At 51.6% G+C, this 23,045-nt stretch carries 20 protein-coding genes; 4 read left to right on the top strand and 16 right to left on the bottom strand.

Annotation, left to right across the window (positions count from 1 at the left end; all coding sequences use genetic code 11):
* Positions 1–28 precede the first annotated feature (28 nt).
* Together FQZ95_RS15480 and FQZ95_RS15475 are read right to left on the bottom strand one after the other, a co-directional pair.
* On the bottom strand, positions 29–1,999 hold the full coding sequence (locus FQZ95_RS15480; RefSeq protein ID WP_088542255.1) for a glycoside hydrolase family 127 protein: 1,971 nt from the start codon (positions 1,997–1,999) through the stop codon (positions 29–31).
* A gap of 10 nt (positions 2,000–2,009) precedes the next feature.
* Positions 2,010–3,410 (bottom strand): MFS transporter, encoded by a 1,401-nt coding sequence (locus tag FQZ95_RS15475; protein ID WP_088542256.1) that lies wholly within the window; start codon positions 3,408–3,410, stop codon positions 2,010–2,012.
* Positions 3,411–3,635: 225 nt separating this feature from the next.
* Here FQZ95_RS15475 and FQZ95_RS15470 point away from each other — a divergent pair, with 225 nt between their 5' ends.
* Positions 3,636–4,451: an AraC family transcriptional regulator gene (locus tag FQZ95_RS15470; protein ID WP_000891823.1), complete on the top strand. Its 816-nt coding sequence runs from the start codon at positions 3,636–3,638 to the stop codon at positions 4,449–4,451.
* Between the two features lie 31 nt (positions 4,452–4,482).
* Here FQZ95_RS15470 and araD read toward each other — a convergent pair whose 3' ends face one another.
* The 9 genes from araD to yiaK form a co-directional block, all read right to left on the bottom strand.
* Complete coding sequence (araD, locus tag FQZ95_RS15465) at positions 4,483–5,178, bottom strand: L-ribulose-5-phosphate 4-epimerase (RefSeq protein ID WP_088542257.1); 696 nt, start codon at positions 5,176–5,178, stop codon at positions 4,483–4,485.
* Complete coding sequence (locus FQZ95_RS15460) at positions 5,172–6,032, bottom strand: L-ribulose-5-phosphate 3-epimerase (protein WP_088542258.1); 861 nt, start codon at positions 6,030–6,032, stop codon at positions 5,172–5,174. Before FQZ95_RS15460 ends, araD begins: the two co-directional genes overlap by 7 nt.
* Positions 6,025–6,687, bottom strand: coding sequence for a 3-keto-L-gulonate-6-phosphate decarboxylase UlaD (gene ulaD / locus FQZ95_RS15455; RefSeq protein WP_160530395.1), 663 nt, complete (start codon positions 6,685–6,687; stop codon positions 6,025–6,027). The genes FQZ95_RS15460 and ulaD overlap by 8 nt, the downstream gene beginning before the upstream one ends.
* The gene (gene lyxK, locus FQZ95_RS15450; protein ID WP_088542260.1) at positions 6,684–8,180 is read right to left on the bottom strand and encodes an L-xylulokinase; all 1,497 of its coding nucleotides are present in this window, start codon (positions 8,178–8,180) and stop codon (positions 6,684–6,686) included. Before lyxK ends, ulaD begins: the two co-directional genes overlap by 4 nt.
* A 3-nt stretch (positions 8,181–8,183) precedes the next feature.
* Positions 8,184–9,170: a 2,3-diketo-L-gulonate TRAP transporter substrate-binding protein YiaO gene (gene yiaO / locus FQZ95_RS15445; RefSeq protein WP_088542261.1), complete on the bottom strand. Its 987-nt coding sequence runs from the start codon at positions 9,168–9,170 to the stop codon at positions 8,184–8,186.
* Between the two features lie 12 nt (positions 9,171–9,182).
* Positions 9,183–10,460, bottom strand: coding sequence for a 2,3-diketo-L-gulonate TRAP transporter large permease YiaN (gene yiaN / locus FQZ95_RS15440; RefSeq protein WP_160530394.1), 1,278 nt, complete (start codon positions 10,458–10,460; stop codon positions 9,183–9,185).
* A 2-nt stretch (positions 10,461–10,462) separates the two neighbouring features.
* Positions 10,463–10,936 carry a 2,3-diketo-L-gulonate TRAP transporter small permease YiaM gene (gene yiaM, locus FQZ95_RS15435; RefSeq protein ID WP_000721665.1) on the bottom strand — a complete coding sequence of 158 codons (474 nt, stop codon included), beginning with the start codon at positions 10,934–10,936 and terminating at the stop codon, positions 10,463–10,465.
* A 117-nt stretch (positions 10,937–11,053) separates the two neighbouring features.
* A complete protein-coding gene (locus tag FQZ95_RS15430; protein WP_088542263.1) occupies positions 11,054–11,521 on the bottom strand; it encodes a YhcH/YjgK/YiaL family protein in 468 nt (155 codons plus the stop codon).
* Between the two features lie 11 nt (positions 11,522–11,532).
* Positions 11,533–12,531 (bottom strand): 3-dehydro-L-gulonate 2-dehydrogenase, encoded by a 999-nt coding sequence (gene yiaK / locus FQZ95_RS15425; RefSeq protein WP_105288449.1) that lies wholly within the window; start codon positions 12,529–12,531, stop codon positions 11,533–11,535.
* 200 nt (positions 12,532–12,731) lie between these two features.
* Here yiaK and yiaJ point away from each other — a divergent pair, with 200 nt between their 5' ends.
* Positions 12,732–13,580, top strand: coding sequence for an IclR family transcriptional regulator YiaJ (yiaJ, locus tag FQZ95_RS15420; protein WP_000514241.1), 849 nt, complete (start codon positions 12,732–12,734; stop codon positions 13,578–13,580).
* A gap of 101 nt (positions 13,581–13,681) precedes the next feature.
* Complete coding sequence (locus tag FQZ95_RS15415; protein WP_001353579.1) at positions 13,682–14,155, top strand: 4Fe-4S binding protein; 474 nt, start codon at positions 13,682–13,684, stop codon at positions 14,153–14,155.
* Between the two features lie 151 nt (positions 14,156–14,306).
* Here FQZ95_RS15415 and avtA read toward each other — a convergent pair whose 3' ends face one another.
* Positions 14,307–15,560, bottom strand: a complete 1,254-nt coding sequence (gene avtA / locus FQZ95_RS15410; RefSeq protein WP_000144350.1) for a valine--pyruvate transaminase — start codon at positions 15,558–15,560, stop codon at positions 14,307–14,309.
* A gap of 177 nt (positions 15,561–15,737) precedes the next feature.
* On the bottom strand, positions 15,738–17,768 hold the full coding sequence (gene malS, locus FQZ95_RS15405; RefSeq protein WP_105288450.1) for an alpha-amylase: 2,031 nt from the start codon (positions 17,766–17,768) through the stop codon (positions 15,738–15,740).
* Positions 17,769–18,087: 319 nt separating this feature from the next.
* On the opposite strand from malS, the gene FQZ95_RS15400 reads away from it, so the two are divergent.
* On the top strand, positions 18,088–18,912 hold the full coding sequence (locus FQZ95_RS15400; protein ID WP_105277714.1) for a protein bax: 825 nt from the start codon (positions 18,088–18,090) through the stop codon (positions 18,910–18,912).
* Between the two features lie 108 nt (positions 18,913–19,020).
* Here the strand turns inward: FQZ95_RS15400 and xylR are convergent, their stop codons facing one another.
* The 3 genes from xylR to xylG form a co-directional block, all read right to left on the bottom strand.
* Complete coding sequence (gene xylR / locus FQZ95_RS15395) at positions 19,021–20,199, bottom strand: D-xylose utilization transcriptional activator XylR (RefSeq protein WP_000494484.1); 1,179 nt, start codon at positions 20,197–20,199, stop codon at positions 19,021–19,023.
* A gap of 77 nt (positions 20,200–20,276) precedes the next feature.
* A complete protein-coding gene (gene xylH / locus FQZ95_RS15390; protein WP_000045978.1) occupies positions 20,277–21,458 on the bottom strand; it encodes a xylose ABC transporter permease XylH in 1,182 nt (393 codons plus the stop codon).
* A complete protein-coding gene (gene xylG / locus FQZ95_RS15385; protein ID WP_001146488.1) occupies positions 21,436–22,977 on the bottom strand; it encodes a D-xylose ABC transporter ATP-binding protein in 1,542 nt (513 codons plus the stop codon). The genes xylH and xylG overlap by 23 nt, the downstream gene beginning before the upstream one ends.
* Positions 22,978–23,045 lie beyond the last annotated feature (68 nt).

The raw sequence follows: 23,045 nt of genomic DNA, 5'->3' as shown, positions 1-23,045 counted from the left end.
TGGATGCGGCGCGAGCGCCTTATCCTACCTACGGATGGCACTGGTTTTCCTCATTCACCCAGATCCGCATTTCGCCTTCACCCCGGTTAGCCCAGCTAAACCACGGGATAAATGTCAGAGTTTGCGGCTGGCGTTTGGCTGGCGCGCTGTCGTAATGCCACAGCGGTTGCTGCTCTGGATTGCTCTGTTCATACCGGTAACCCGGTGCCTGGATTAAGATCTTATGGCGGAACAATCCATTACCTTCAAATGTCGTAAATGGCGCATCGGCGGGCAGCCACAGGTTATGCAGTGACTCGCCGTTGTCGGCCTGTTCCAGGCAATACACCAGCGGGCCGCGCTGAATCGCCACTTTTCCGGCGACGTGACGCACCAGCGGGTTACCGTAAACGCGACGTACCGGCATTGGCAAAGTCAGATTCAGCGTGTCGCCCTCCTGCCATTCGCGGGTAATGTGCAAATACCCTTTACGAATATCCTGCTCGACCTCTTCCCCATTCAATGTAATCTGCGGCTGTGTGCACCAGTCCGGCAGACGTAAAGCCAGCGTATGACGCACCGGCTGGGGCGATTCAACCGCAATTGTCACCTGTTCCTGCCACGGATAGTTTCCGCTAACCCGCAGACGCAGCGTGCCATTTTCTACCGGCACTTCCATGCTGTTTCCTGCGTAGATGTTGATATACAACGCATCTTCACGCGGCGTGTAGAGATAATGACCAATCGAGGTTAGCACGCGGGCGATATTTGGCGGACAACAAGCGCAACCAAACCAACGCTGGCGGATCGGCTTAACGTGATCGTAGATATGGTTGAATTTCAGCGATTTTGGATGTACTTCCAGCGGATTCACATAGAAGAAATGTTTGCCATCCAGCGCCATGCCGCCGAGCACGGTGTTGTACAGTGCGCGCTCCATCACATCGGCATAGTGACTGTCGCCTTCCATTTCCAGCATTCGCCGGGCGAACATCATCAGGCCGATGGAAGCACAGCTTTCGGCGTATACCGTGTCATTCGGCAGATCGTAATCGCTGCTGAACGCTTCGCCGCTGCTTTGTGAGCCAATGCCGCCGGTAATATATAACTGACGCTGGGCCATATTGTTCCACAGCCGCAGGCAGTCCTGACGCTTGCTTTCATCGTGACTTAAACGCGCGAGATGCGCGACGCCGGTCATCAGGTAGACAAAACGTACCGCGTGACCAATGGCGGTTTGCTGCTGTGCGATGGGCAAATGTGCCTGGCTGTAGGCTTTGTCTTTCACCATCCACGCCGGGCCGTAGGTGTGCCAGTGCGAGGTCTGCCCGCGCTTTTCATATTCCTGGTCGTAATAGTGCGGTTGCGCACCACGCTGTTCGACAAAATAGTTCGTCAGCGCCAGGTAGCGCGGCTCTTCGGTCACTTCATACAGGCGCATTAGTGCCAGTTCAATTTCCGGGTGACCAGGATAACCGTGTAACTTACTTTCACCTGGACCAAATACGCTGTCGATATGATCGGCCAGACGGCAAACCACTTCCAGCAAGCGCCGCTTGCCCGTGGCCTGGAAGAAGGCGACTCCGGCTTCAATCAGATGACCGGCGCAGTAAAGTTCATGACACTCCGCCAGATTGCTCCAGCGTTCTTCGGGCGCTTTTACCGTAAAGTAAGTATTGAGATAGCCATCTTCGCACTGGGCGGAAGCGACCAGTTCGATTACCTCGTCAGCAGTTTTTTCCAGTTCGGCATCCGGCTTCTGGCACAGCGACCAGGCTACCGCTTCCAGCCATTTGGCGACGTCGCTGTCCTGAAACACCATCCCGTAAAATTCACCGTCTTGCAGTCCTGCGGCAATGCGAAAGTTTTCAATCGCATGGCTGGGTTCCGCTTCTGGGATACGATCGTTCAAGGCATCCCACTGATAAGGAATCACCACGTCGCGGACCAGTTGTTGGTACTGACCGAGGAACGGATCGCTGACCGTCAGTTTATGCAGATCGACTTCCGAAATGTTCATCTTGTGCTCCTTAAGGCTGTACATGACGCTGACGCAGGTCGCTAGCAATGCGTGACATCATAGGGTTATTGAGTTTGCAAAAGCGGATCGCCATCGCCAGCAGCAGGTGAAACAGCGCAGGCAGCAATGTTTCCATCGCCGCGATCCCGCCAAGCGAACTGGCGGTCTGGTTTTCCACGCCTGGCTGGTAGGCGACAAAAATAAACAGCAGGCTGATGATCCCGGCGCTGGAGGCCCAGGCCAGCTTGATGAAAAACAGATTGAAGGCGAAGTTCATGCCGGAAGAACGTACGCGGGTTTTCCACTCGCCGTAGTCATCGGCAAAGGCCATCAATGAGAAGTGCAATGGCAATGTGAAGCCAAGAATCACGCCATTACCAAGGATCACCGCCAGCCACAGCGTTTGATAAGCCGGGCCAGAAGGCAGGAACCACATCAACACCGCCAGCGCGGCGAGGAGCAGGTTGGTGTAGTAGTAAATTTTGACGGTATCGAAACGTCGCGTTAACGGGCTGACAATCACCGAGCCGATAATGGAGGCGAAGGTGACCATAGTGAAGAACAGCGACGTGTAGCCCGTACTGCCTTGTAAGACGTAGGTAATGAAGTACATATACCCACCGCCGCGAATATTAAAGACGTTAATCAGCAGGAAAGACATGACCAGCATCAGCAGCAGTTGGTCGTTGTTTCGCAGCCCGGCAAGATGTTCGCGCAGGGTAAATTTCCCCATTGTGGAGAGTGGCACCCGTTCACGAACCCAGAAGAAACAGCACAGGAACATCACCACAGCGATGGCGCACAGCACGCCGACGCCCAGTTGATAGCCGCGCGCGGCATTACCCTGACCGAAGAGATCTACCATCCACGGCAGGCCAACCGAAACCAGAAATCCCGCTACGCCGCAGAGAACGAATCGCCAGGACTGGCAGGAGATCACTTCATTGTGGCGGGTGGTCATGGTGTTGATCAGCGCGCAGTACGGCACGTTGATGGCGGTATAACCGACTGAAAGGAGCAGGTAAGTGCCGAACGCCCAGGCGATCTTCACCCCCATACTGGCGTCCGGTACGGTGAACGTCAGGATGCCGATAATGCCAATAGGGACGGCAATCCATAGCTGCCACGGACGAAAACGCCCCCAGCGGCTTTGCGTCCGGTCGGCAATGACGCCCATCACCGGGTCGGAGATGGCATCAAATACGCGCAGTGCAATAAACAGCGTGCCGACCAGCGCCGGAGTTAAGCCAAAAACGTCGGTGTAGAAAAAGGTGAGAAAGTTCATGATCAGGCAAGTTATTACGGTGCCGCCTGCGTCACCCAGGCCGTAGCCTATTTTTTCCCGTACAGATAACGCATCGTCAATTTTACCTTTAGCGATATCAGCGGTAGTAATCGGTGTAGAGGTCATAGATATTCCTCGTGAATAGGGAGCAATTTTTAGTTTTATTGAAATGACATGATTAATTCTGCCGTGAACGGGAATATCAACAAGGCGAGAAAAGAGTAAAAAAAGGTGACGATTCCGACCTGAATTTAAAAGTGTGAATTGGATCAGGTGAAATTAATGTTTTTGATTAATAATCAAAAGGTAATGTGTTTAATCATTAATGAATAAGCGGGAAATTACATATCAATGCTCGAATTATCCATGACGTTACCGATTAAAGTGCAAAATGGTGGATTATTTATTTCCCGTGGCGTAGGGAGGCATCCGGCAAGGCGGCTGGAGTCATGGGAAATTATCTTTGTCGAAAAAGGTCGATTAGCGATTCAGGAAGAAGAGCGGATATTTCTGGTCGATGCGGGAGAGAGTTTATTACTCTGGCCGAACCGACAGCATGTTGGGGTAGAGGATTTTCCCGCCGATCTCAAATTTTACTGGCTGCATTTTGAGGTTAAAGCGCCGGATAGCGACCCGCGCTGGCTCACTCATCTTAGCGTGCCGCAACAAACGAAGGTTGCCGATCCGCAGGCGCTGGTGGCCCTGTTTCGCCAGTTCTTAAGCGAACAGGAAAAGCATCAACGCACTCCGGCGCTGGAGTTTATTGTGCTGCTGATTTTGCAGCAACTCACCCGTGACGCGCGTCTTGATGAACAGGCCGATGCCGCAGGTACCACGCTTGCCTGGAAAGCGCAGAAACTGATCCGCACGCAATATCATCGCCCGCTTTCCACTGCGCTTTTAGCCCGCGAGCTGTACTGCAATGCCGATTATCTTGGGCGCGTCTATCGGCGGGTGTTTCATCTGACGTTAACAGAAGCAATCCACCGCCAGCGGGTGCGCGAAGCCGAAAAGCTGTTAATTAGCGAAGCGCGATCGCTCACGGAAGTGGCGGCGTTGTGCGGGTTTAATGACGTTGGCTATTTCCGACAGATTTTTCGCAAACACACCGGTTTAACGCCAGCTGCGTGGAAGCGACGTTACAGCAAGGAACATATCAATTCGTAGTGCCGGGGCAATGAAGCCCCGGCGTGAGAGATTACTGCCCGTAATAGGCATTGGCCCCATGTTTACGCAGGTAGTGCTTATCCAGCAGTTCGTTTTGCATCGCAGGGAGCTGTGGTGCAAGCTGGCGCGAGAACAGGCCCATATAGGCGCACTCTTCCAGCACTACGGCATTATGCACCGCATCGGCGGCGTTTTTACCCCAGGCGAACGGGCCGTGAGAATGCACCAGCACCGCCGGGATTTGTGCCGGACTCCTGCCACGTTCTTCGAAGGTTTCAATGATCACTTTGCCGGTCTGGTATTCATACTCGCCGTTAATCTCCGCTGCGGTCATCTGTCGCGTGCAGGGGATTGCGCCATAGAAATAATCGGCGTGCGTGGTACCCCTGGCGGGGAGATCCAGCCCGGCCTGCGACCAGATGGTGGCGTGGCGCGAGTGGGTATGCACAATACCGCCAATTTCTGCATAGCGACGATAAAGCGCCAGATGCGTTGGCGTATCGGACGAGGGCTTTTTGCTACCTTCCACCACCTTGCCGCTGGCTATCTCAACCACCACCATATCGTCGGCGGTCATCACGTCGTACTCGACGCCGGAAGGCTTAATTACCATCCATTGCCGCGTCTCGTCTACCGCACTGACATTGCCCCAGGTAAACGTCACCAGATGGTGAGCGGGAAGCGCCAGATTTGCCGCCAGTACGTCGGCTTTCAGTTGTTCTAACATATAAATCCGGCCTCCTGCATACGCGCTTCAATCCAGCGCCGTGCCTGAATAATCTCCAGCACCGGCTCTTTGGCTTTTTCGGTCCACATCTCAATCAGAAATGATCCGCGATAGTTCAGTTCATGCAGCGTTTTGAAGATACCAACGAAATCGACGCAGCCTTCGCCAAATGGCACATCACGGAACTGTCCGGGGCTATGCTCGGTCACTGGCTGGGTATCTTTCAGGTGGATCGCGGCGATACGGTCAATGCCCAGTTTCAGTTCGGCGGGAACATCATTGCCCCAGGCGCTAAGGTTGCCGACGTCCGGGTAGACGGTGAACCACGGCGAAGCGAGTATCTCGTCCCATTTTTTCCATTTGCTGATGGAGTTCATAAATGAGGTATCCATAATCTCCACCGCCAGCATTACTTGTGATGCCGCCGCCTGTTCGACAGCCCACGTCAGCCCTTCAGCAAAACGTTGCCGGGTACCTTCGTCATGGTCTTCGTAATAGACGTCGTAGCCCGCCAGTTGAATGGTGCGAATACCGAGATCGCGCGCCAGATGAATTGCTTTGCTCATGATCTCCCGTGCTCGCTGGCGTACCGCGTCGTCACGGCTACCAAAGGGAAAACGACGATGTGCGGACAGGCACATCGACGAGATCCCAACACCCGTTTCGATCATCGCGGCAACCAGCGAAGTCCTTTGTGCGGCGCTCCAGTCAAGGCGCGACAGACGCTCGTCGGTTTCATCCACCGACATTTCGACAAAATCAAAACCGCAGCTTTTTGCCAGCACCAGCCGCTCCGGCCAGGAGAGATCTTTCGCCAGCGCTTTTTCATAAATCCCTAACGGATGATTACGCACGCGCGCCTCCCCAGATAGCGTCGATTTGCGCATGGAAGTCGGCAGCTACCTGTGCCGGATTTGCTGCGCCTGCCAGCGCCCGCCCGGCAATAAACGCTTTCACGCGGATATCTTTAAACAGCGGCAGGTCAGCAGGCGTAATCCCGCCGGTAATGGAAAGCTCAAGGCCGATATCGGAAAGCGCCTTCATGCGTGCCAGATCGGCTTCGCCCCACTGTTGCCCGCTGGCCTGCGCGTCACGACCACGATGATAAATCGCCTGCCGCACGCCAATACGATGCCAGTCGCGGGCGTCGTCCAGCGTCCAGTTACCAAAAAGCTCTATCTGGATTTCACCACCGCAGCGTTGCGCCATCGCGTGGCCTTTTTCTACCGTCGCGAGCGGCGCAGCGCGGATGATGGTCATCCAGTTAGCGCCTGCGCCAAACGCCTGTTGCGCGAGCGTTTCACCAGCATCGGCGACCTTCCAGTCAGCAACGATGATTTTGTCCTGGCACTGTTCGCGCAAGGTTTTCACCGCGCCAAGCCCTTCGTTTAAACAGAGAATAGTGCCCGCTTCGACGATATCGACGCTGTCTTTTAACAGCGCAACGTCGTGCTGTGCGGCTTCAAGTGATGAGTGGTCGAGGGCCAGTTGCAGAAGTGGTCTGCTCATAATGTGTTCTCCTTAACGCGGGCATGAAAGCCCTGTAGTGCGGCAATGAGGTGCTGATAGCGTTGGTATTTTTGTTGGTAAAGCTGATGGGCGGTCATATCCGGTAACAGGGTACGCACCGGGTGCTGTTGATCGCGCTGGGCTTCGCTGAAATCGCGATAAACTCCGGTGCCGACGCGGGCGGCAAGCGCCGCGCCAAAACAGCCCGTTTCTTGCACCTGCGGCAGTTCGATACGCAGTCCGCTAACGTCCGCCAGCATTTGCATCCAGACATCGGAGTGCGCCGGGCCGCCCGTCACGCGCAGGGTGTGAACATCAGTAAAACGTTCGCGCATCCGGTTGAGATGGGTCATATGGCTGAACACCACCCCTTCATAGATGGCCTGCAACAGGTGCGCGCGGGTGTGAATAGCCTGCATCCCGTAGAAACCGCTGGTCATCTCAAGTCCGGCGTTGCTGCCGTACAGGAACGGCAGGAAAAAGAGATCGCCACCGGCTTTCGGTAAGCTGGCAACAGCCTGGTTGATCTCAGCAAACGAGATTTCTCCCCACTGCGCGGTAAACCATTCGAGATTGCCGGAAGACGTAGGGCTGGCTTCGTGAACGATAAATTCACCGTCGTTAACGTAGCGGCCATAGACATACGGATGCGCTTCACCGTCACCTAAACCGCTGGTTATGCCGCTGGTCACCGCCCAGGTCCCCATCACCGCATTGAGGGTAAATTCGTCTTCGATTCCGGCGCAGAGTGCGGTAGAAACCACATCAAACAGGCCGCCGACAACGGGCGTACCCGCTTGCAGACCGGTCAGTGCGGCTGTCTGAGCGGTGATTTCCCCGCAGATTTCGGCAGATCCAACAACAGGCGGCAGGGCGTGATTGATTTCACTGATCCCCAGCCAGTCGGTGAGGCACGGGTCATATTCCCCGCGACTCATGTTGTAGAGATTGGATTCGGAAATATTGCTCTCTTCACAGCCTTTGACGCCGGTTAAACACCAACGCAGGTAGTCGTGCGTCATCATCACGCAGCCAATTTGCGCGTAGCGTTCTGATTCGTGCACTTTCAGCCAGCGTAACAACGACACCGGATGCCCGGTCCACAAGGTTTGTCGGGTCAGCGGGTAGAGTTTTTCCGGGATGCTATCTTCCTGCCAGCGACGAACGATTTCCATCGCCCGGCGATCCGAGGACAAAATGGCGTTACCGAGCGGCTTGTCGTTTTTATCCAGCAAAAACAAGCCCTTTCCCTGTGCGGAGATACCGATGCCGACAATTTGCTCCCCGCTAACACCAGAATGAGTAAGCAGGGCGCGAATGACAGCCATGCAGCATTGCCACAGTTCTGCCATATCGCGCTCTGCCCAACCTGGCTGCGGGCTCAATGCGCACAGCGGCAGGCGCTGCACGCCTGCCTCCCGGCCTTCGCGGTCATACAGGCCGGCTTTTAGCCAGCTTCCGCCACAATCTAACCCCAGCCAGTATTGCGTCATGATTTATTGCACCTCATCCACGGCTTTCAGCAGGTCAGCGCCCTGCGGAACATCTTTTACAAACATGTCGCGGACCTGAGTACCCAGTGCGTCGCTAAAGGCTTTGCGATCAAGTTCGGTGATGACTTCTACGCCCGCGTCTTTCATGCCATCGATGATTTTTTGCTGATTTTCGGCGACCAATTTGCGCTGGTAATTACCCGCTTCTTGCGCAGATGAAATTAGCGCTTGCTGGAACTCCGGGCTTAAGCCATCAAACTTCGCTTTGTTGATCACCACCAAAAGCGGGGAATAGGCATGGTGCGTCAGAGAAAGGTACTTCTGCACTTCATAAAATTTGGCTGACCAGACGACGTTGATCGGGTGTTCCTGAGCGTCGATAGTGCGCGTTTCCAGCCCGGTATAGACTTCGGCAAACGGCATCGGGATCGGGTTAGCGCCAAAGACTTTGAATGCGGCGATATTCATCGGGCTATTGTTGGTGCGTATTTTCAGCCCTTTCAGGTCGGCAGGTGTTTTAACTGGCTGGCGTGAGTTGGTGACATCGCGCCAGCCGTTTTCCCAGTAGGCCAGTACTTTCAGTCCCTTACCTTCAAGGGAGGCCTTCAGTTCATCGCCGACTTTGCCGTCGAGTGTTTTATGCGCGTGGGCGGTATCGCGGAACAGGAAAGGAACATCAAGCAGGTTCATCACAGGTGATAACCCGGCAAAGTTATTCGAGCCGGACATTTCCATATCGATGGTGCCGCCACGTACGCCGCTGATCATCGCCTGCGCGTTACCGAGAGTGCTGTCCGGGAACAGTTTTAATTTCAGCTCGCCTTTGGTTCTCTCCTGCAATAAATCATTAAATTTTTTCGCCGCAATATGTTGAGAGTCGGTTTGTGAGGTTTCATAACCGAAACGTAATGATTGTGTCGCCAGTGAAGATGTACTGAATGCAGCCAGGCCAGCAATAAATAATGCGTAGGTTACAGAACGTAATTTCATAATATTTTCCTTTTAATTAATCCATTTCAACGGGAGGATGATGAGATCGGGAATAAAAACAAATACGACTAATAATGAATATAAAACCAGGACGTAAGGGAAAACGCCTCTGACTGCATCATCGAATTTGAGTTTTGCCACCCCTGAAATAACGTTAAGCACATTACCGATAGGCGGTGTAATTAAGCCGATTGAGCAGTTGATGATAAACATGACACCGAAATAAATCGGATCGATTCCTGCCTCTTTAACTAAAGGCATTAATACAGGAGTAAGAATTAACACCGTCGGCGTTAAATCCATGACCATGCCGACAATCAGGATAGCCACCATAATGACGATAAACAGCAGACGCGGTGAATCGACCAACGGTTGCAGTAAATCAGAAACCATCATCGGCAGTTCAGCAATGGTGATCAGCCAGGCGGAAACTTGTGCCGAGGCCACCAGAAACATTACCACTGAGGTGGTTTTCGCCGCGCCAATAAGTACATGCCAAAGTGTGGCGAAGGTCATTTCACGGTAAATAACCGTGGCGACAAATAACGCATAGAAAGCAGCAACGGCCCCGGCTTCGGTAGGGGTAAATAGACCGGAGCGAAAGCCGCCAATAATAATGACCGGAAGAAATAGCGCCCAGATACCGGAAACAAAAGATTGCCAGATTTCTCGTTTCGTTGCTTTTTGCTGACGGGGTAAATTAAGACGACTGGCCTGCCACCACCAGGTGAGCATCAGCGTTGCGCCCATCATAATGCCTGGGGCAATACCCGCCATAAACAACTTACTGATGGATAATCCGCTGGAAACACCGAAGATAATAAACGGAATGGAAGGGGGAATAATTGGCGCGATAATGCCGCCAGAGGCAATCAGCCCCGCAGCCCGGTTGACCGGGTAGTTAGCGCTGCGCATCATCGGCACCAGTAGCGCGGCAACGGCGGCGGTATCAGCAACAGCAGAACCGGAAAGACTCGCCATAATCATTGCCGCCAGCACGCCCACGTAGCCCAACCCGCCTGGTTTATGCCCGACCAGTTTCATCGGCAGGTCAACAATGCGTTTTGATAAGCCGCCCGCATTCATGATTTCACCCGCCAGTACAAAGAACGGAATCGCCAGCAGGGAGAAGCTGTCAGCACCGTTTACCAGCGTTTGCGCCATGATCTGGACATCAAACATATCCAGCCAGAACATAAGCGCCGCCCCGCACAACAGTAGCGACCAGGCAATAGGCAAACCGATGGCAATGCCACCCAACAGGCAGCCCAGAAAAATCAGCACAGCCATGATTAAGCTCCTTGCGGTGGCGGTGTTAGAGAATTGCTACGCGTGATGAGTTGATATAAAAGGCGCAGCTCAAAGAATGCGATAACGAGGCTGGTGGGCAGACAAGCGGCATACATCAGGCCGATGGGCAAGCCGAGGATCGGTGAATAATCGCTCCAGTCCTGAATTGTTTTTAGCGTTGCGCCCCAGGCCAGTGCGCCACAAATAAATAATATTAAGGAGTGGGTAACCAGAGCGACTCGTCGCTGCCACGCGGGGGAGAGTTTCTCCACCAGAAAGGTAACCTGAACGTGGGCGTTATCCATAAAAGCCACAATCGCGCCAATAAAGGTTAACCAGACAAATAAATAACGCGACAATTCATCTACAGATAAAATACTTGTCTGAAAACCATATCTTAAAATAATGTTTATAAACACAATACAGGAAAGTACGGCGAGATTAATCGCCAGTATTGCTTCAAGTATTTTTTTCATAGCTATTCCTTGAGGCTATGTTTGTCATAATTCAAGTTGCATGTGCAGCAACCTGAATTATTAATATAGTTAGAGCAATAACATTACCCAGGCGTTCTGGCGTAGACGATTATTCGATTAATTTAGCGCCGTTAATGCGACTTTAACCACAACTTTTCGTATCTCAGAGGCTGTTTGCAGAATACAGCCTGGTCGATGAACATCCTGAGGAAAGAAAATAACGTAGCTACCCGGTATCATTTCTATAAATGATTCATGTTCACTATCGTGATAAAAAATAATATCGCGCTGCTCTAATAGTGATTCGCTGACTTTATTATTTCCTGTATCAATAGCAATGCCGATTTTCTCTTTGCCCCACGCCAGAAATTGAATATCGATATACCGACGATGCACTTCCGGACGGTTTTCCTCTACTGCACGCGTCGTTAAGTCGATAATTTGTGCGTAAATATTTTTGCCGTCGATTTCGACAACGCCCGACTCCAGGACGTTGAAATCAGTGGCGCGCAGAAAATCGAGCGCCTTTTCAATAGCAGCGGGCAAACGGCACGGGTTAGGCTGCGCGATATGTCCAAAAATCATGGCTTATCTCCTTATAACGCCTGGATTTTTGCCCATACGCTGTCATCAACGGTAATACCGTTACGGCGGTTTTCTGCCAGCAGGGTGGTAAATTCGTGGCCGGGTAAGCGAATGGCCTGGTTTTCATCGGCGCGTTCAGCGGTAGTAACATAATCCATGATGCGTTGCAGCTTGGCATCGCGGGTGGGGCCGTCGATCAATTTATCCACTTCGATGGCGATAAAGATTTGCGAAACACCGTATTCGTCGCTGTTATCCTGGGTGACTTCAGCAACTGACGCGCCGTCAGAAAGAAGAGTAGCGATCATATCCAATACGATCGACATACCGGAACCTTTCCAGTAACCCATTGGCAAAATACGGCGATTTTTCTCGATTACACCAGGTTCTTTGGTGAGGTTGCCTTCATCGTCAAAGCCGCCATCGACCGGGAGCTGACGACCTGCAAGGCGGTTAACTTCTAACATGCCGTAGGAAAACATCGACATCGACATATCGACCATGGTGATTGGGGTAGAAGGAATGGCGACGATCAGCGGGTTAGTGCCGATGCGACACTCTTTTGCGCCCCACGGCGGCATTACGGCGATGGAGTTGGTCCAGCAAATGCCAATATAGCCTTTTTCCGCCGCCTGCCAGCCGTAGCTGCCGCCGCGCATCCAGTGGTTGGCATTACGCAACGCCACCAGACCAATACCGTGATCGGCAGCCAGTTCAATGGCGCGATCCATCATCTTTTTCGCTGTCAGGTTACCGATCGAACGCTGGGCGTCCCACTGTTCAATTGCGCCGAGGCTGGTTATACGTTTGGCCTCGGCATCGGGAATGATATCGCCATTACCCAGTTGTTGGATGAAGCGTGGGAAGCGGTTAACACCGTGAGAATAAACACCGGATTCGGTGGTGCGGGCGAACATCTCTGCACAGGCATCAGCCGTTTCGCTGTCAACACCGCGTGAAATTAAGACCCGATTAAAGGCTGCTTTTAACTGCTCAAATGTCACTTTCATCCCTGGCTTCCTTGTTTTTTTGATCGCTTTTTTGGCTTAAAATTTCAATATGCGAAATCTGATTTCAAATATATCGATCGCTTTTTAACAAAGCAATCTGATTGATGAATTTCAAAAAACTTAAAAATCAAGTGGTTATAAATTATCTGTCGAGATCGTGAACTACGACACACTTTGCGCTACCATCAGGACGCGACAAAATGGGGAAAGAAGTGATGGGAAAAAAAGAGAACGAGATGGCGCAGGAAAAAGAGCGTCCAGCCGGAAGCCAGAGTCTGTTTCGCGGGTTGATGCTGATTGAGATTTTGAGCAACTATCCGAACGGTTGTCCGTTGGCGCATCTTTCGGAGCTGGCTGGTTTAAATAAGAGTACCGTCCATCGCTTATTGCAGGGATTACAATCCTGCGGCTATGTGACCACCGCGCCCGCCGCAGGGAGTTACCGCCTGACTACCAAATTTATTGCCGTCGGGCAGAAGGCGCTGTCTTCGCTGAATATCATTCATATCGCCGCTCCGCATCTTGAGGCACTGAACATCGCCACTGGTGAAACCATTAACTTCTCCAGCCGCGAAGACGATCACGCTATTTTGATTTATAAGCTGGAACCCACGACCGGGATGCTGCGAACCCGAGCTTATATAGGCCAGCATATGCCGCTCTACTGTTCCGCAATGGGCAAGATCTATATGGCGTTTGGTCACCCGGACTACGTGAAGTCATACTGGGAAAGCCATCAGCATGAGATCCAGCCGTTAACCCGCAATACCATTACCGAGCTGCCCGCGATGTTCGACGAACTGGCGCACATTCGTGAAAGCGGAGCGGCGATGGACAGAGAAGAAAACGAACTCGGCGTCTCCTGTATTGCTGTTCCGGTGTTTGATATTCATGGGCGGGTGCCGTACGCCGTGTCGATTTCGCTTTCGACATCACGCCTGAAACAGGTGGGGGAGAAAAATCTCCTGAAACCACTGCGTGAAACCGCGCAGGCTATTTCTAATGAACTGGGATTTACTGTCAGGGACGACCAGGGCGCGATCACATAACGCTCTGGACAAGTGCCAAAACTTTAACATTTCCTTCGTTGGATCAAAGCAGTAGAGACGCGCTCTCTGGCACTCTGCTGTTTTAGTGCAAAGGAGTGATCATGAACCGGTTTATTATTGCGGATGCGACGAAATGTATCGGTTGCCGTACCTGTGAAGTGGCTTGCGCAGTGTCGCATCAGGAGAATCAGGATTGCGCTGCGTTGTCACCCGGTGAGTTTATTTCGCGTATTCGTGTCATTAAAGATCATACTTACACCACGGCAGTAGCCTGTCATCAGTGTGAAGATGCACCGTGCGCAAATGTGTGCCCTGTTGACGCGATAAGTCGCGAACATGGGCATATTTTCGTTGAACAATCACGTTGTATTGGCTGTAAAAGCTGTATGCTGGCTTGCCCGTTTGGTGCGATGGAGGTCGTTTCTTCACGCACAAAGGCGAGGGCGATTAAGTGCGATCTGTGCTGGCATCGGGCGACGGGACCGGCTTGTGTTGAAGCTTGCCCAACACAAGCGTTGCAATGCATGGATGTCGAGAAAGTGCAGCGGCATCGGCTACGACAGCAGTCTGTTTGAAACGTTTTTCCGGCGTTTTTTAACGCAGGAATAGTGCGCTTTGTTTATGCCGGATGCGGCTTAAACGCCTTATCCGGCCTACAAATTCTTCCAAATTCAATATATTGCAGAAATGATGTAGGCCTGATAAGCGTAGCGCATCAGGCAATTTTTAATGACTTTCAGCCCAGGCGCGTTCAATCTCTTCCGCCAGAATCTTCACCCCCGCTTCAATTTTATCCGGCTCCGGCACGTAGTTCATACGCATACATTGATGTGTATGTGGCCACGGTTTATCCAGCCCTGGGAAGAAGTTGTGCCCCGGCACCATCAGCACGCCCCGTGCTTTCAGGCGCTGGTAGAGCTGCTCGGTCGTAATTGGCAAATCCTTAAACCATAGCCAGAGGAAAATGGCTCCTTCCGGTTTATGAATCAGGCAGCGATCTTCCGGTAAATAGCGGCGAATGATAGCGATAGTTTCCTGAACACGCTGGTAGTAAAACGGTTTGATGACTGTTTCAGACAGGCGCAGCAGATCGTTACGTTTAATCATTTCACACATTATCGCCGGACCAATACCGCCAGGCGCCAGGCTGATAATGCCGTTCATGTTGGTGATGGCGGTGATGATTTTTTCATTGGCGATGATAATGCCGCAGCGCGAACCCGGTAGTCCCAGCTTGGAAAGACTCATGCACAGTACAATATTCGGATTCCACAGCGGGCGCGCTTCGCTGAAGATGATGCCTGGGAACGGGACGCCATAAGCGTTATCAATCACCAGCGGAATACCGTGCTGATTCGCCAGTGCGTCCAGTTTCAATAATTCTTCGTCAGTAATCACATTGCCTGTTGGATTCGTCGGTCGGGAGACGCAAATCATCCCGGTTTCTTCGCCAATATGCAGATGCTCAAAATCGACGTGGTATTTAAACTGGCCTTCCGGCAGCAGTTCAATATTCGGACGCGCAGAGACAAACAGATCTTCTTCCAGTCCGGCGTCAGCGTAGCCAATGTATTCCGGTGCCAGCGGAAACAGCACTTTTTTGATCCGACCATCGGCACGGCGTCCGGCAAACAGATTAAATAAGTAGAAAAACGCGCTCTGGCTGCCGTTTGTTAGTGCAATATTCTGTGGTTCGATATCCCAACCCAACTTCTCGCGTAGCATTCCGGCAAGCAGTGTGAGTAGCTCCGTTTTCCCCTGTGGACCGTCGTAATTGCACAGTGCATCAGTCGCTTTGCCACTTTCCAGCATGTCGGTCAGTAGCGTCTGGAAGTAGTCCTGCATTTCCGGGATCTGCGCTGGATTACCGCCGCCGAGCATAATCGCGCCAGGCGTGCGTAAACCGTCGTTCAGATCTTCCATCAGCAGCGTAATGCCGGAGTGGCGGGTAAATTTGTCACCAAAAAGGGAGAATGTCATAGCGGGATATCTGTCGAACTCTGTAGCAAGGAAGGTAACAATAACGCTACATTTGCTGGGGTGCAAATCGGTCTGTTGAAGTGGGAGTGGTGCTTTATCCTGCAACTCTGATTAGGGCTGACATTTTATCCTGGTTGGCGGCTTCCCGAGGTACTGACGAACGGGAAGCCGGAAACGTTACTGTTGCCCCGCCCAGACGACCAGCACTTTATCGTCGCCATGCTCACGAACAAAGCCGTAGCCCTGCTTCAGCGAAAGTGTCGTTTGTTTGCCCGCGCCAATTGCGGGATGACGGGCGCGGAACTGGCTGATTTTCTGCCAGTGCGCGACGCTAGCGGCAGATTTACCGCTAACATCCTGCCAGTTCATATCCGAACGCGTGCCTTGCAGCGGATCAGAACCGGTAGGACCGAACGGACGAGAGGATTCATCACCATAAAAGATTTGTACTGCACCTGGCGCTAATAACAATAACTCTGCTGCTTTGTCGCCCCCTTCACGAAACAAACGAGTATCATGCGACGAAAGATAGCTCAACACGTTGAAATCCTGCAATTTCTCTGCCATTTGCTGCCAGGTCGTATCCATCTGCGCCAGACAATCGACCGCTTTCGCCGCCTGCTCCTGATAATCGAAATTGATCATCGCATCGAAGCCGTGGCGATAGTAGTCACTTTGCATCACGCCGTGGCCCCAGGCTTCACCGGTCATCCAGAACGGTTTGTCATCTAACGCTTTATCGGGATTCGCTTTTTTCCATTCGCGAAGTGCGGCGCTGGCTTCGGTTTTCAGTTGCTGCCAGGCGGGCAACTCAACATGCCTGGCGGTATCGACCCGAAAACCATCAATTCCGTAGTCACGGACCCACTGGCTTAACCAATGGGTTAAGTAATCTCGAGGGGTAAAGCCGTCAATGGCTTTAGCGTGGGTATCCGTTTTGTTGTTATAGAACACTGGCAGGCCAGAAGCGGTCGTTGATTCGGTTTTGATATCCGGTAAAAAGGCCAGCGACATGGTGAGATCGTCAAATCCAGGATTGTCGTAGTCGCCGATATCCGTTCTGATCCAGTTTTTTCCCCACCATTTATCCCAGCCTGTTTTGTCGCTGAAATTAATGTAATCGTTAAAGCTATGCCAGGTTTGCCCGGCGGCGGGCTTCCAGTCGCTCCAGCGGTCACCTAACGTTTTTTTCAGCTCATCACCAGAAAGGTATAACGCGCCAAACTGATACTCCTGCATATCCGCCAGTGTGGCATAGCCGGTGTGGTTCATCACGACATCAAAGAGAATACGAATACCGCGCTGATGCGCGCTATCAACCAGCGTCCGGAGATCGGTTTCGCTGCCCATATTGGCATCAAGATTCGTCCAGTCCTGTGTGTAATAACCGTGGTAGGCATAATGCGGGAAATCGCCTTTTGTACCGCCGCCGACCCAGCCGTGAATTTGCTCAAATGGGGCACTTATCCATAAAGCATTGACGCCCAGCTGCTGGAGGTAATCCAGTTTGTTGGTCAGGCCGCGTAAATCGCCGCCGTGAAAAGTGCCAATTTCTGCCATACCGTCTTTATGACGTCCGTAACTCTGGTCATTACTGGGATCGCCGTTTTCGAAACGATCTGTCAGCACAAAATAAACCGTGGCGTTATGCCAGTCGAAAGGGGCGGATGTGTCAGTTTCTGCCCGTTCCAGCAGGAGTAAACCGTTGCTGGTGGCAGCGGGTTGTAACGTTATTTGACCGTTCTTCACTATCGCAATTTGCTGGCTGTAATAATCCCGGACTGCGGCTCCCTCCGGAAAAGTGGCGCTGACATCCAGCGTGAGCGGTAATCCATCCCATTTCGGGCATTCACGGACCAGGCTTGCTACCGGTTCGACGGCGTTCTGGATGGAAATCATCAATGTTGGTGTACCGGAGCGGGTGTCTAGTTGCAGCGTATATTCGCCGTCCCTGAACAATCGCCACTGAGGCGGCGTGTTGCTACAAGGTTGCAGGGAAAGCATCTGATTGAGTTTTATCGCATCCGCAGGCTGCCAGCACTGTTGGTCAAAATTTAGCGTTAGTGGACGCGTACCTTTGGGCAACTGCGCGTGGCTGACAAATGTTCCCGTTCCCTGTTCGCTAAAGGCAGGGAACCCCGGAGAAGTCCAGCTGGCGGCAACGGCGAAGCCAGGAAGGAGTGTCAGAAAACAGGCGGCGAGTTTCATGGCGGATGAGTCCTTATTGCTGCGATTTCAGACAGTTTGCCAGCGATAAGCCAGACAAAACTCATCCCTGAGCGGTAAGTCCACAGGATGAGAAGCAAGGGTGAGCGATCGCGCGCAAAAAACGGCTGAATTTTGCGATAAACCCCACATTTTCTGCGATTTAGCGCCAATCTGAATCGTTAACTCGTGACATAGTTTCAGATTTGGACTATTCCTTGGGGTGCTCTTGACAGCTATTTTTGATATGATTTGAGATTCAACTCTCAAATTTGTGAAAAATATAAGGTGTTGGAATGATTAAATCCGACCAGGAGACCTGATGATTTTGACTCCCATACGACGATATGGGGCGATGATTCTTATGTTACTCACTCTGGTGTTTTCGAGTGAGGTGTTAGCGAAGACGCACACAACAACAGCGAGTCAAAAGTCCCACTTAATTAAAGCTAGTAATAAACAGGTAAGCAGTAAACAAGAGTATTCTCGCAATAGTGCAAAGAGTAGTTCACTTCCTGATTTGCGAAAATACCCTTCCGGAACACCAAGGAAAAAAGCGTTTCTCCGGACCGTAATGCCTTACATTACCAGCCAAAATGCGGCCATTACTGCGGAACGTAACTGGCTCATTTCAAAACAGTATCAGGGCCAATGGTCACCTGCTGAGCGTGCGCGTCTGAAAGACATCGCCAAACGCTACAAGGTGAAGTGGTCTGGTAATACGCGAAAAATCCCGTGGAATACCTTGCTGGAACGCGTAGACATTATTCCTACCAGTATGGTGGCGACGATGGCTGCAGCAGAAAGCGGTTGGGGAACGTCGAAGCTGGCGCGTAGCAACAACAACCTATTCGGCATGAAGTGCATGAAAGGACGTTGTACCAATGCGCCGGGTAAAGTGAAGGGGTACTCACAGTTCAGTTCTGTCAAAGAATCGGTGAGCGCCTATGTCACTAACCTGAATACTCACCCGGCTTACTCTTCGTTCCGTAAATCGCGTGCACAACTGCGTAAAGCGGATCAGGAAGTGACTGCCACAGCGATGATTCACAAGCTGAAGGGCTACTCGACCAAAGGGAAGAGTTATAACAACTACCTGTTCGCAATGTACCAGGATAACCAACGGTTAATCGCGGCGCATATGTAATTGTATTCCCTGAAGCCTTATCCGACTTGTTGGTCGGATAAGGCGTTCACGCCGCATGCGACAACCACGCAGCGTTGCCTGATGCGACGCCGACAATTCTCATCATCGCTACAACATGACCTCGCTATTTACATCGCGATACTCTTTTGGCGTCGTGTCATATGCTTTTTTAAAAACAGAGTAGAAATATTGCAGCGATGGATAACCGCACATTTGCGATATCTCATTGATCGATAAGGTGGTTGAAATCAGCAGACTGCGCGCTTTCTCCAGCTTCTCGGCATGAATCATGGCATGGATGGTTTCACCCACCTCCTCTTTAAAACGCTTCTCAAGATTGGAGCGCGAGATCCCGACGGCATCGAGTACCTGATCCACTTTAATCCCTTTACAGGCGTGATTACGAATGTAATGCATGGCCTGAATAACGGCGGGATCGGTCAGCGAACGGTAATCTGTTGAGCGCCGTTCAATGACGCGAACTGGTGGGACCAAAATCCGCTGTAGCGGCATTTCTTCTTTATCTAATAATCGATGCAACAGTTTTGCCGCCTGATATCCCATTTGCCGTGCGCCCTGAGCGACCGAAGAAAGGGCGACACGCGACAGATAGCGGGTCAGTTCTTCGTTATCGATGCCAATCACACATAATTTTTCCGGTACGGGAATATGTAGATGTTCACATACTTGCAGAATATGCCGCGCCCGGGCGTCGGTAACGGCAATGATCCCGGTTTGCGGCGGCAGCGTTTGTAGCCAGTCTGCCAGCCGATTTTGCGCGTGTTGCCAGTTCTCTGGCGCTGTTTCTAACCCCTGATAAACCACTCCGCGATACTTTTCTTCGGCGACAAGCTGACGAAATGCATATTCGCGTTCAGTGGCCCAACGTTTGCCGCTGGATTCCGGAAGACCATAAAAAGCAAAGCGGTTAACGCCTTTCTCTTTTAAATGCAAAAATGCGCTTTCAACCAGTGCATAGTTATCGGTGGCAATGTAATGAACGGGTGGGTAACTTTCGGCAAGGTGATACGAACCACCAACCCCAACAATGGGGACGTCGACATCAGCTAGCGCTTGCTCGATTTGTTTGTCGTCGAAGTCGGCAATGACGCCATCTCCTAACCAGTCCTTGATTTTATCAATGCGGGCGCGGAAATCTTCTTCAATGAAAATATCCCATTCCGATTGTGACGCCTGTAAATATTCCCCTACGCCTTCTACTACCTGACGGTCATAGGCTTTATTAGCATTGAACAGCAATGTGATGCGGTGACGTTTAGTAAACATGGTTCTTTTCCTGCTGAATCATGCAAAAACTCAAAACCGGTAATAAGTTACCGGTTTTGAGAAAATTTTTATCAAAATCAAGAACGGCGTTTGGTTGCGGAGTCCATCCATACTGCCAGCAACAGAATCGCACCTTTAACGATATACTGCCAGAAGGTCGGTACATCCATCATACTCATGCCGTTATCCAGTGAAGCCATGATGAATGCCCCCATTACCGCTCCAGCCACGCTCCCGACGCCGCCTGCCAGACTGGTGCCGCCAATCACACATGCTGCAATTGCGTCCAGCTCGGCGATATTTCCCGCAGAAGGTGAACCAGCGCCAAGTCGAGAACTGAGGATTAATCCGGCGATGGCTACCATTAATCCGTTAATAGCGAACACGGCAAGTTTGGTGCGTTCAACGTTAATCCCGGAGAGCCGTGCTGCTTCCAGATTGCCGCCGATGGCATAAATGCGTCTTCCAAATGCCGTCCGCGTTGCCATAAACATTCCGCCGAGTAACAGCAACGTCAGCAGCAGAACAGGAGTGGGAACGCCACGGTAATCGTTCAACAGCCAGATTGCGCCTAAGACGATAATCGCCGTTAATGCCTGGCGACCGACAACTGCGGTAGAGGCCGGAGACTGCAAACCCAAAGCCTGACGGCGCATTCTTCCGCGCCATTGCCAGCCAACAAAAGCCATTAAGCCAAGCGCGCCAATGATGAAGCCGGTGCTGGCGGGTAGATAGCTTTGCCCGATTTGTGACATCGCGGCGCTGGTGGGGGATACAGTCGTGCCGTTGGTGATGCCAATGAGTATGCCGCGAAATGCCAACATGCCCGCGAGGGTGACAATAAATGAAGGGACTTTGCGGTACGCGACCCACCATCCGTTCCAGGCACCGAGAAGCAGTCCCAGAACCAACGTCACAATGATGGTAAGTGGCAAAGGCCAGCCTAGCCAGACGTCACAAATCGCCGCGACGCCACCTAATAGCCCCATCATTGAGCCGACGGAAAGGTCGATTTCAGCAGAAATTATGACGAACACCATTCCTACCGCGAGGATGCCGGTAATCGCGGTCTGGCGTAACAGGTTGGAGACGTTACGGGCGCTTAAGTAGGCACCATCGGTGGTCCAGGTAAAGAACAGCATGATTGCGATGATAGCTGCAATCATCACGAAGACCTGCAAATTCAGTGACTTAAGCCCGGAAAAGCCACCGGATGTCGGTACGGCCAATTTCACTTCAGACGGATTGCTTTTCGACATGATGTTCGCTCCTCAATGCGGCTTCCATCACCTGCTCCTGAGTCAGGTTATGATTTATCAGGTTGGCTTTTAGTTTCCCTTCATGCATCACCAGTACACGATCGCTAAGGCCGAGCACTTCAGGTAATTCGGAAGAGATGACAATAACGGCAATACCCTGCTGGACGAGTTGGTTAATTAATTTGTAGATCTCGTATTTCGCGCCAATATCGATACCCCTGGTAGGTTCATCAAGAATGAGAATGCGCGGGTTGAGTAACAGACAGCGAGCGAGGATCGCTTTTTGCTGATTGCCGCCGCTCAAACGTCCAATAGCAAGGTCGGGGGACGACGTTTTAACTTTGAGTTGCTGGATTGATTCCAGAATACATTTTTGCTCTGCCGCGTCATCAAGCTGGCTAATACCGCCGGTAAATTTATTGAGTGCGGCGAGGGTAATATTTTTACCAACCGCCATTACCGGAACGATGCCGTCGCGCTTTCTGTCTTCGGGTACCATCGCAATCCCCTGGGCGATGGCTTGCTGACAGTTACGAATATCTACCTGTTTGCCATCAATATAAATTTTTCCTTCCCATTGTCCGGGCCACACGCCAAACAGGCACTGAATGGTCTCGGTACGTCCGGCACCAACGAGTCCGGCAATACCCAGTATTTCGCCACGTTTCAGGGAAAACGAGACATCATTAACTCGTTTAATATGACGATTAACTGGATGCCATGCCGTCAGATGTTCAATACGTAATATTTCATCTCCGGTGGTATGTGGTTCATTAGGGTAAAGCGCGGTTAACTCTCGCCCGACCATCATGGTGATAATATCGTCTTCACTCATTCCGGCAGCATCACGCGTACCAATGTGCTGACCGTCGCGAATAACGCAAATCGTATCGGAAATCGCTTTGACTTCGTTGAGTTTGTGCGAAATATAAATACAGGCGATACCGTGCTGTTGTAGATCGCGAATAATATCCAGTAAAACCGACGTTTCCTGCTCAGTTAATGAGGCTGTCGGTTCATCGAGAATTAACAAGCGCACCTGTTTATTAAGTGCCTTAGCAATTTCAACCAGTTGTTGTTGCCCTAGCCCTAAATCGCCAACGCGGGTATCTGGTGAAATAAGTAAACTGACCTGTGCGAGCAGCTTCTGACAGCGTAGCGTCATCAGATCATAATCCATAATGCCATTATGGGTTATTTCGTTACCCAGGAAAATATTTTCCAGTACGGTCAATTCTTTCACCAGGGCCAATTCCTGGTGAATGATAGCGATACCTTTGCGTTCGGTATCGCGGATGTGACTCGCCTGAATCTCTTCTCCCGCAAAAATAATGTCGCCTTCGTAGGAGCCATGGGGATAAATACCACACAGCACTTTCATCAGCGTTGATTTACCAGACCCATTTTCCCCACAGAGTGAGACGATTTCGCCGGCATTCAACCGCAAGCTAACGTTATCAATTGCCTTCACACTGCCGAAGGTTTTGGTAATGTTTTTCATTTCAAGTAGATAAGGCATAACGACTCCACCTAAGCCAATTAATTTACACGGCATGGAGAGAAATCACGCCCCCGCTCTGTGCCGGG

Origin of the sequence: Escherichia sp. HH41S (assembly GCF_009820115.1) — a bacterium.
Lineage (GTDB): Bacteria > Pseudomonadota > Gammaproteobacteria > Enterobacterales > Enterobacteriaceae > Escherichia > Escherichia coli_F.
Note: the sequence above shows the minus strand (reverse complement) of the source record. Positions and strands in the feature narration are given on the sequence as shown.

What these genes read in the sequence shown, in the direction of transcription:
- yiaM (WP_000721665.1), bottom strand. Translation starts at nt 10,936, where the DNA reads ATGAAAAAAATACTTGAAGCAATACTGGCGATTAATCTCGCCGTACTT.
- yiaK (WP_105288449.1), bottom strand. Translation starts at nt 12,531, where the DNA reads ATGAAAGTGACATTTGAGCAGTTAAAAGCAGCCTTTAATCGGGTCTTA.
- FQZ95_RS15400 (WP_105277714.1), top strand. Translation starts at nt 18,088, where the DNA reads ATGATTTTGACTCCCATACGACGATATGGGGCGATGATTCTTATGTTA.
- FQZ95_RS15475 (WP_088542256.1), bottom strand. Translation starts at nt 3,410, where the DNA reads ATGACCTCTACACCGATTACTACCGCTGATATCGCTAAAGGTAAAATT.
- ulaD (WP_160530395.1), bottom strand. Translation starts at nt 6,687, where the DNA reads ATGAGCAGACCACTTCTGCAACTGGCCCTCGACCACTCATCACTTGAA.
- yiaO (WP_088542261.1), bottom strand. Translation starts at nt 9,170, where the DNA reads ATGAAATTACGTTCTGTAACCTACGCATTATTTATTGCTGGCCTGGCT.
- FQZ95_RS15430 (WP_088542263.1), bottom strand. Translation starts at nt 11,521, where the DNA reads ATGATTTTTGGACATATCGCGCAGCCTAACCCGTGCCGTTTGCCCGCT.
- lyxK (WP_088542260.1), bottom strand. Translation starts at nt 8,180, where the DNA reads ATGACGCAATACTGGCTGGGGTTAGATTGTGGCGGAAGCTGGCTAAAA.
- FQZ95_RS15480 (WP_088542255.1), bottom strand. Translation starts at nt 1,999, where the DNA reads ATGAACATTTCGGAAGTCGATCTGCATAAACTGACGGTCAGCGATCCG.
- xylG (WP_001146488.1), bottom strand. Translation starts at nt 22,977, where the DNA reads ATGCCTTATCTACTTGAAATGAAAAACATTACCAAAACCTTCGGCAGT.
- araD (WP_088542257.1), bottom strand. Translation starts at nt 5,178, where the DNA reads ATGTTAGAACAACTGAAAGCCGACGTACTGGCGGCAAATCTGGCGCTT.
- avtA (WP_000144350.1), bottom strand. Translation starts at nt 15,560, where the DNA reads ATGACATTCTCCCTTTTTGGTGACAAATTTACCCGCCACTCCGGCATT.
- xylH (WP_000045978.1), bottom strand. Translation starts at nt 21,458, where the DNA reads ATGTCGAAAAGCAATCCGTCTGAAGTGAAATTGGCCGTACCGACATCC.
- FQZ95_RS15415 (WP_001353579.1), top strand. Translation starts at nt 13,682, where the DNA reads ATGAACCGGTTTATTATTGCGGATGCGACGAAATGTATCGGTTGCCGT.
- yiaJ (WP_000514241.1), top strand. Translation starts at nt 12,732, where the DNA reads ATGGGGAAAGAAGTGATGGGAAAAAAAGAGAACGAGATGGCGCAGGAA.
- xylR (WP_000494484.1), bottom strand. Translation starts at nt 20,199, where the DNA reads ATGTTTACTAAACGTCACCGCATCACATTGCTGTTCAATGCTAATAAA.
- yiaN (WP_160530394.1), bottom strand. Translation starts at nt 10,460, where the DNA reads ATGGCTGTGCTGATTTTTCTGGGCTGCCTGTTGGGTGGCATTGCCATC.
- malS (WP_105288450.1), bottom strand. Translation starts at nt 17,768, where the DNA reads ATGAAACTCGCCGCCTGTTTTCTGACACTCCTTCCTGGCTTCGCCGTT.
- FQZ95_RS15470 (WP_000891823.1), top strand. Translation starts at nt 3,636, where the DNA reads ATGCTCGAATTATCCATGACGTTACCGATTAAAGTGCAAAATGGTGGA.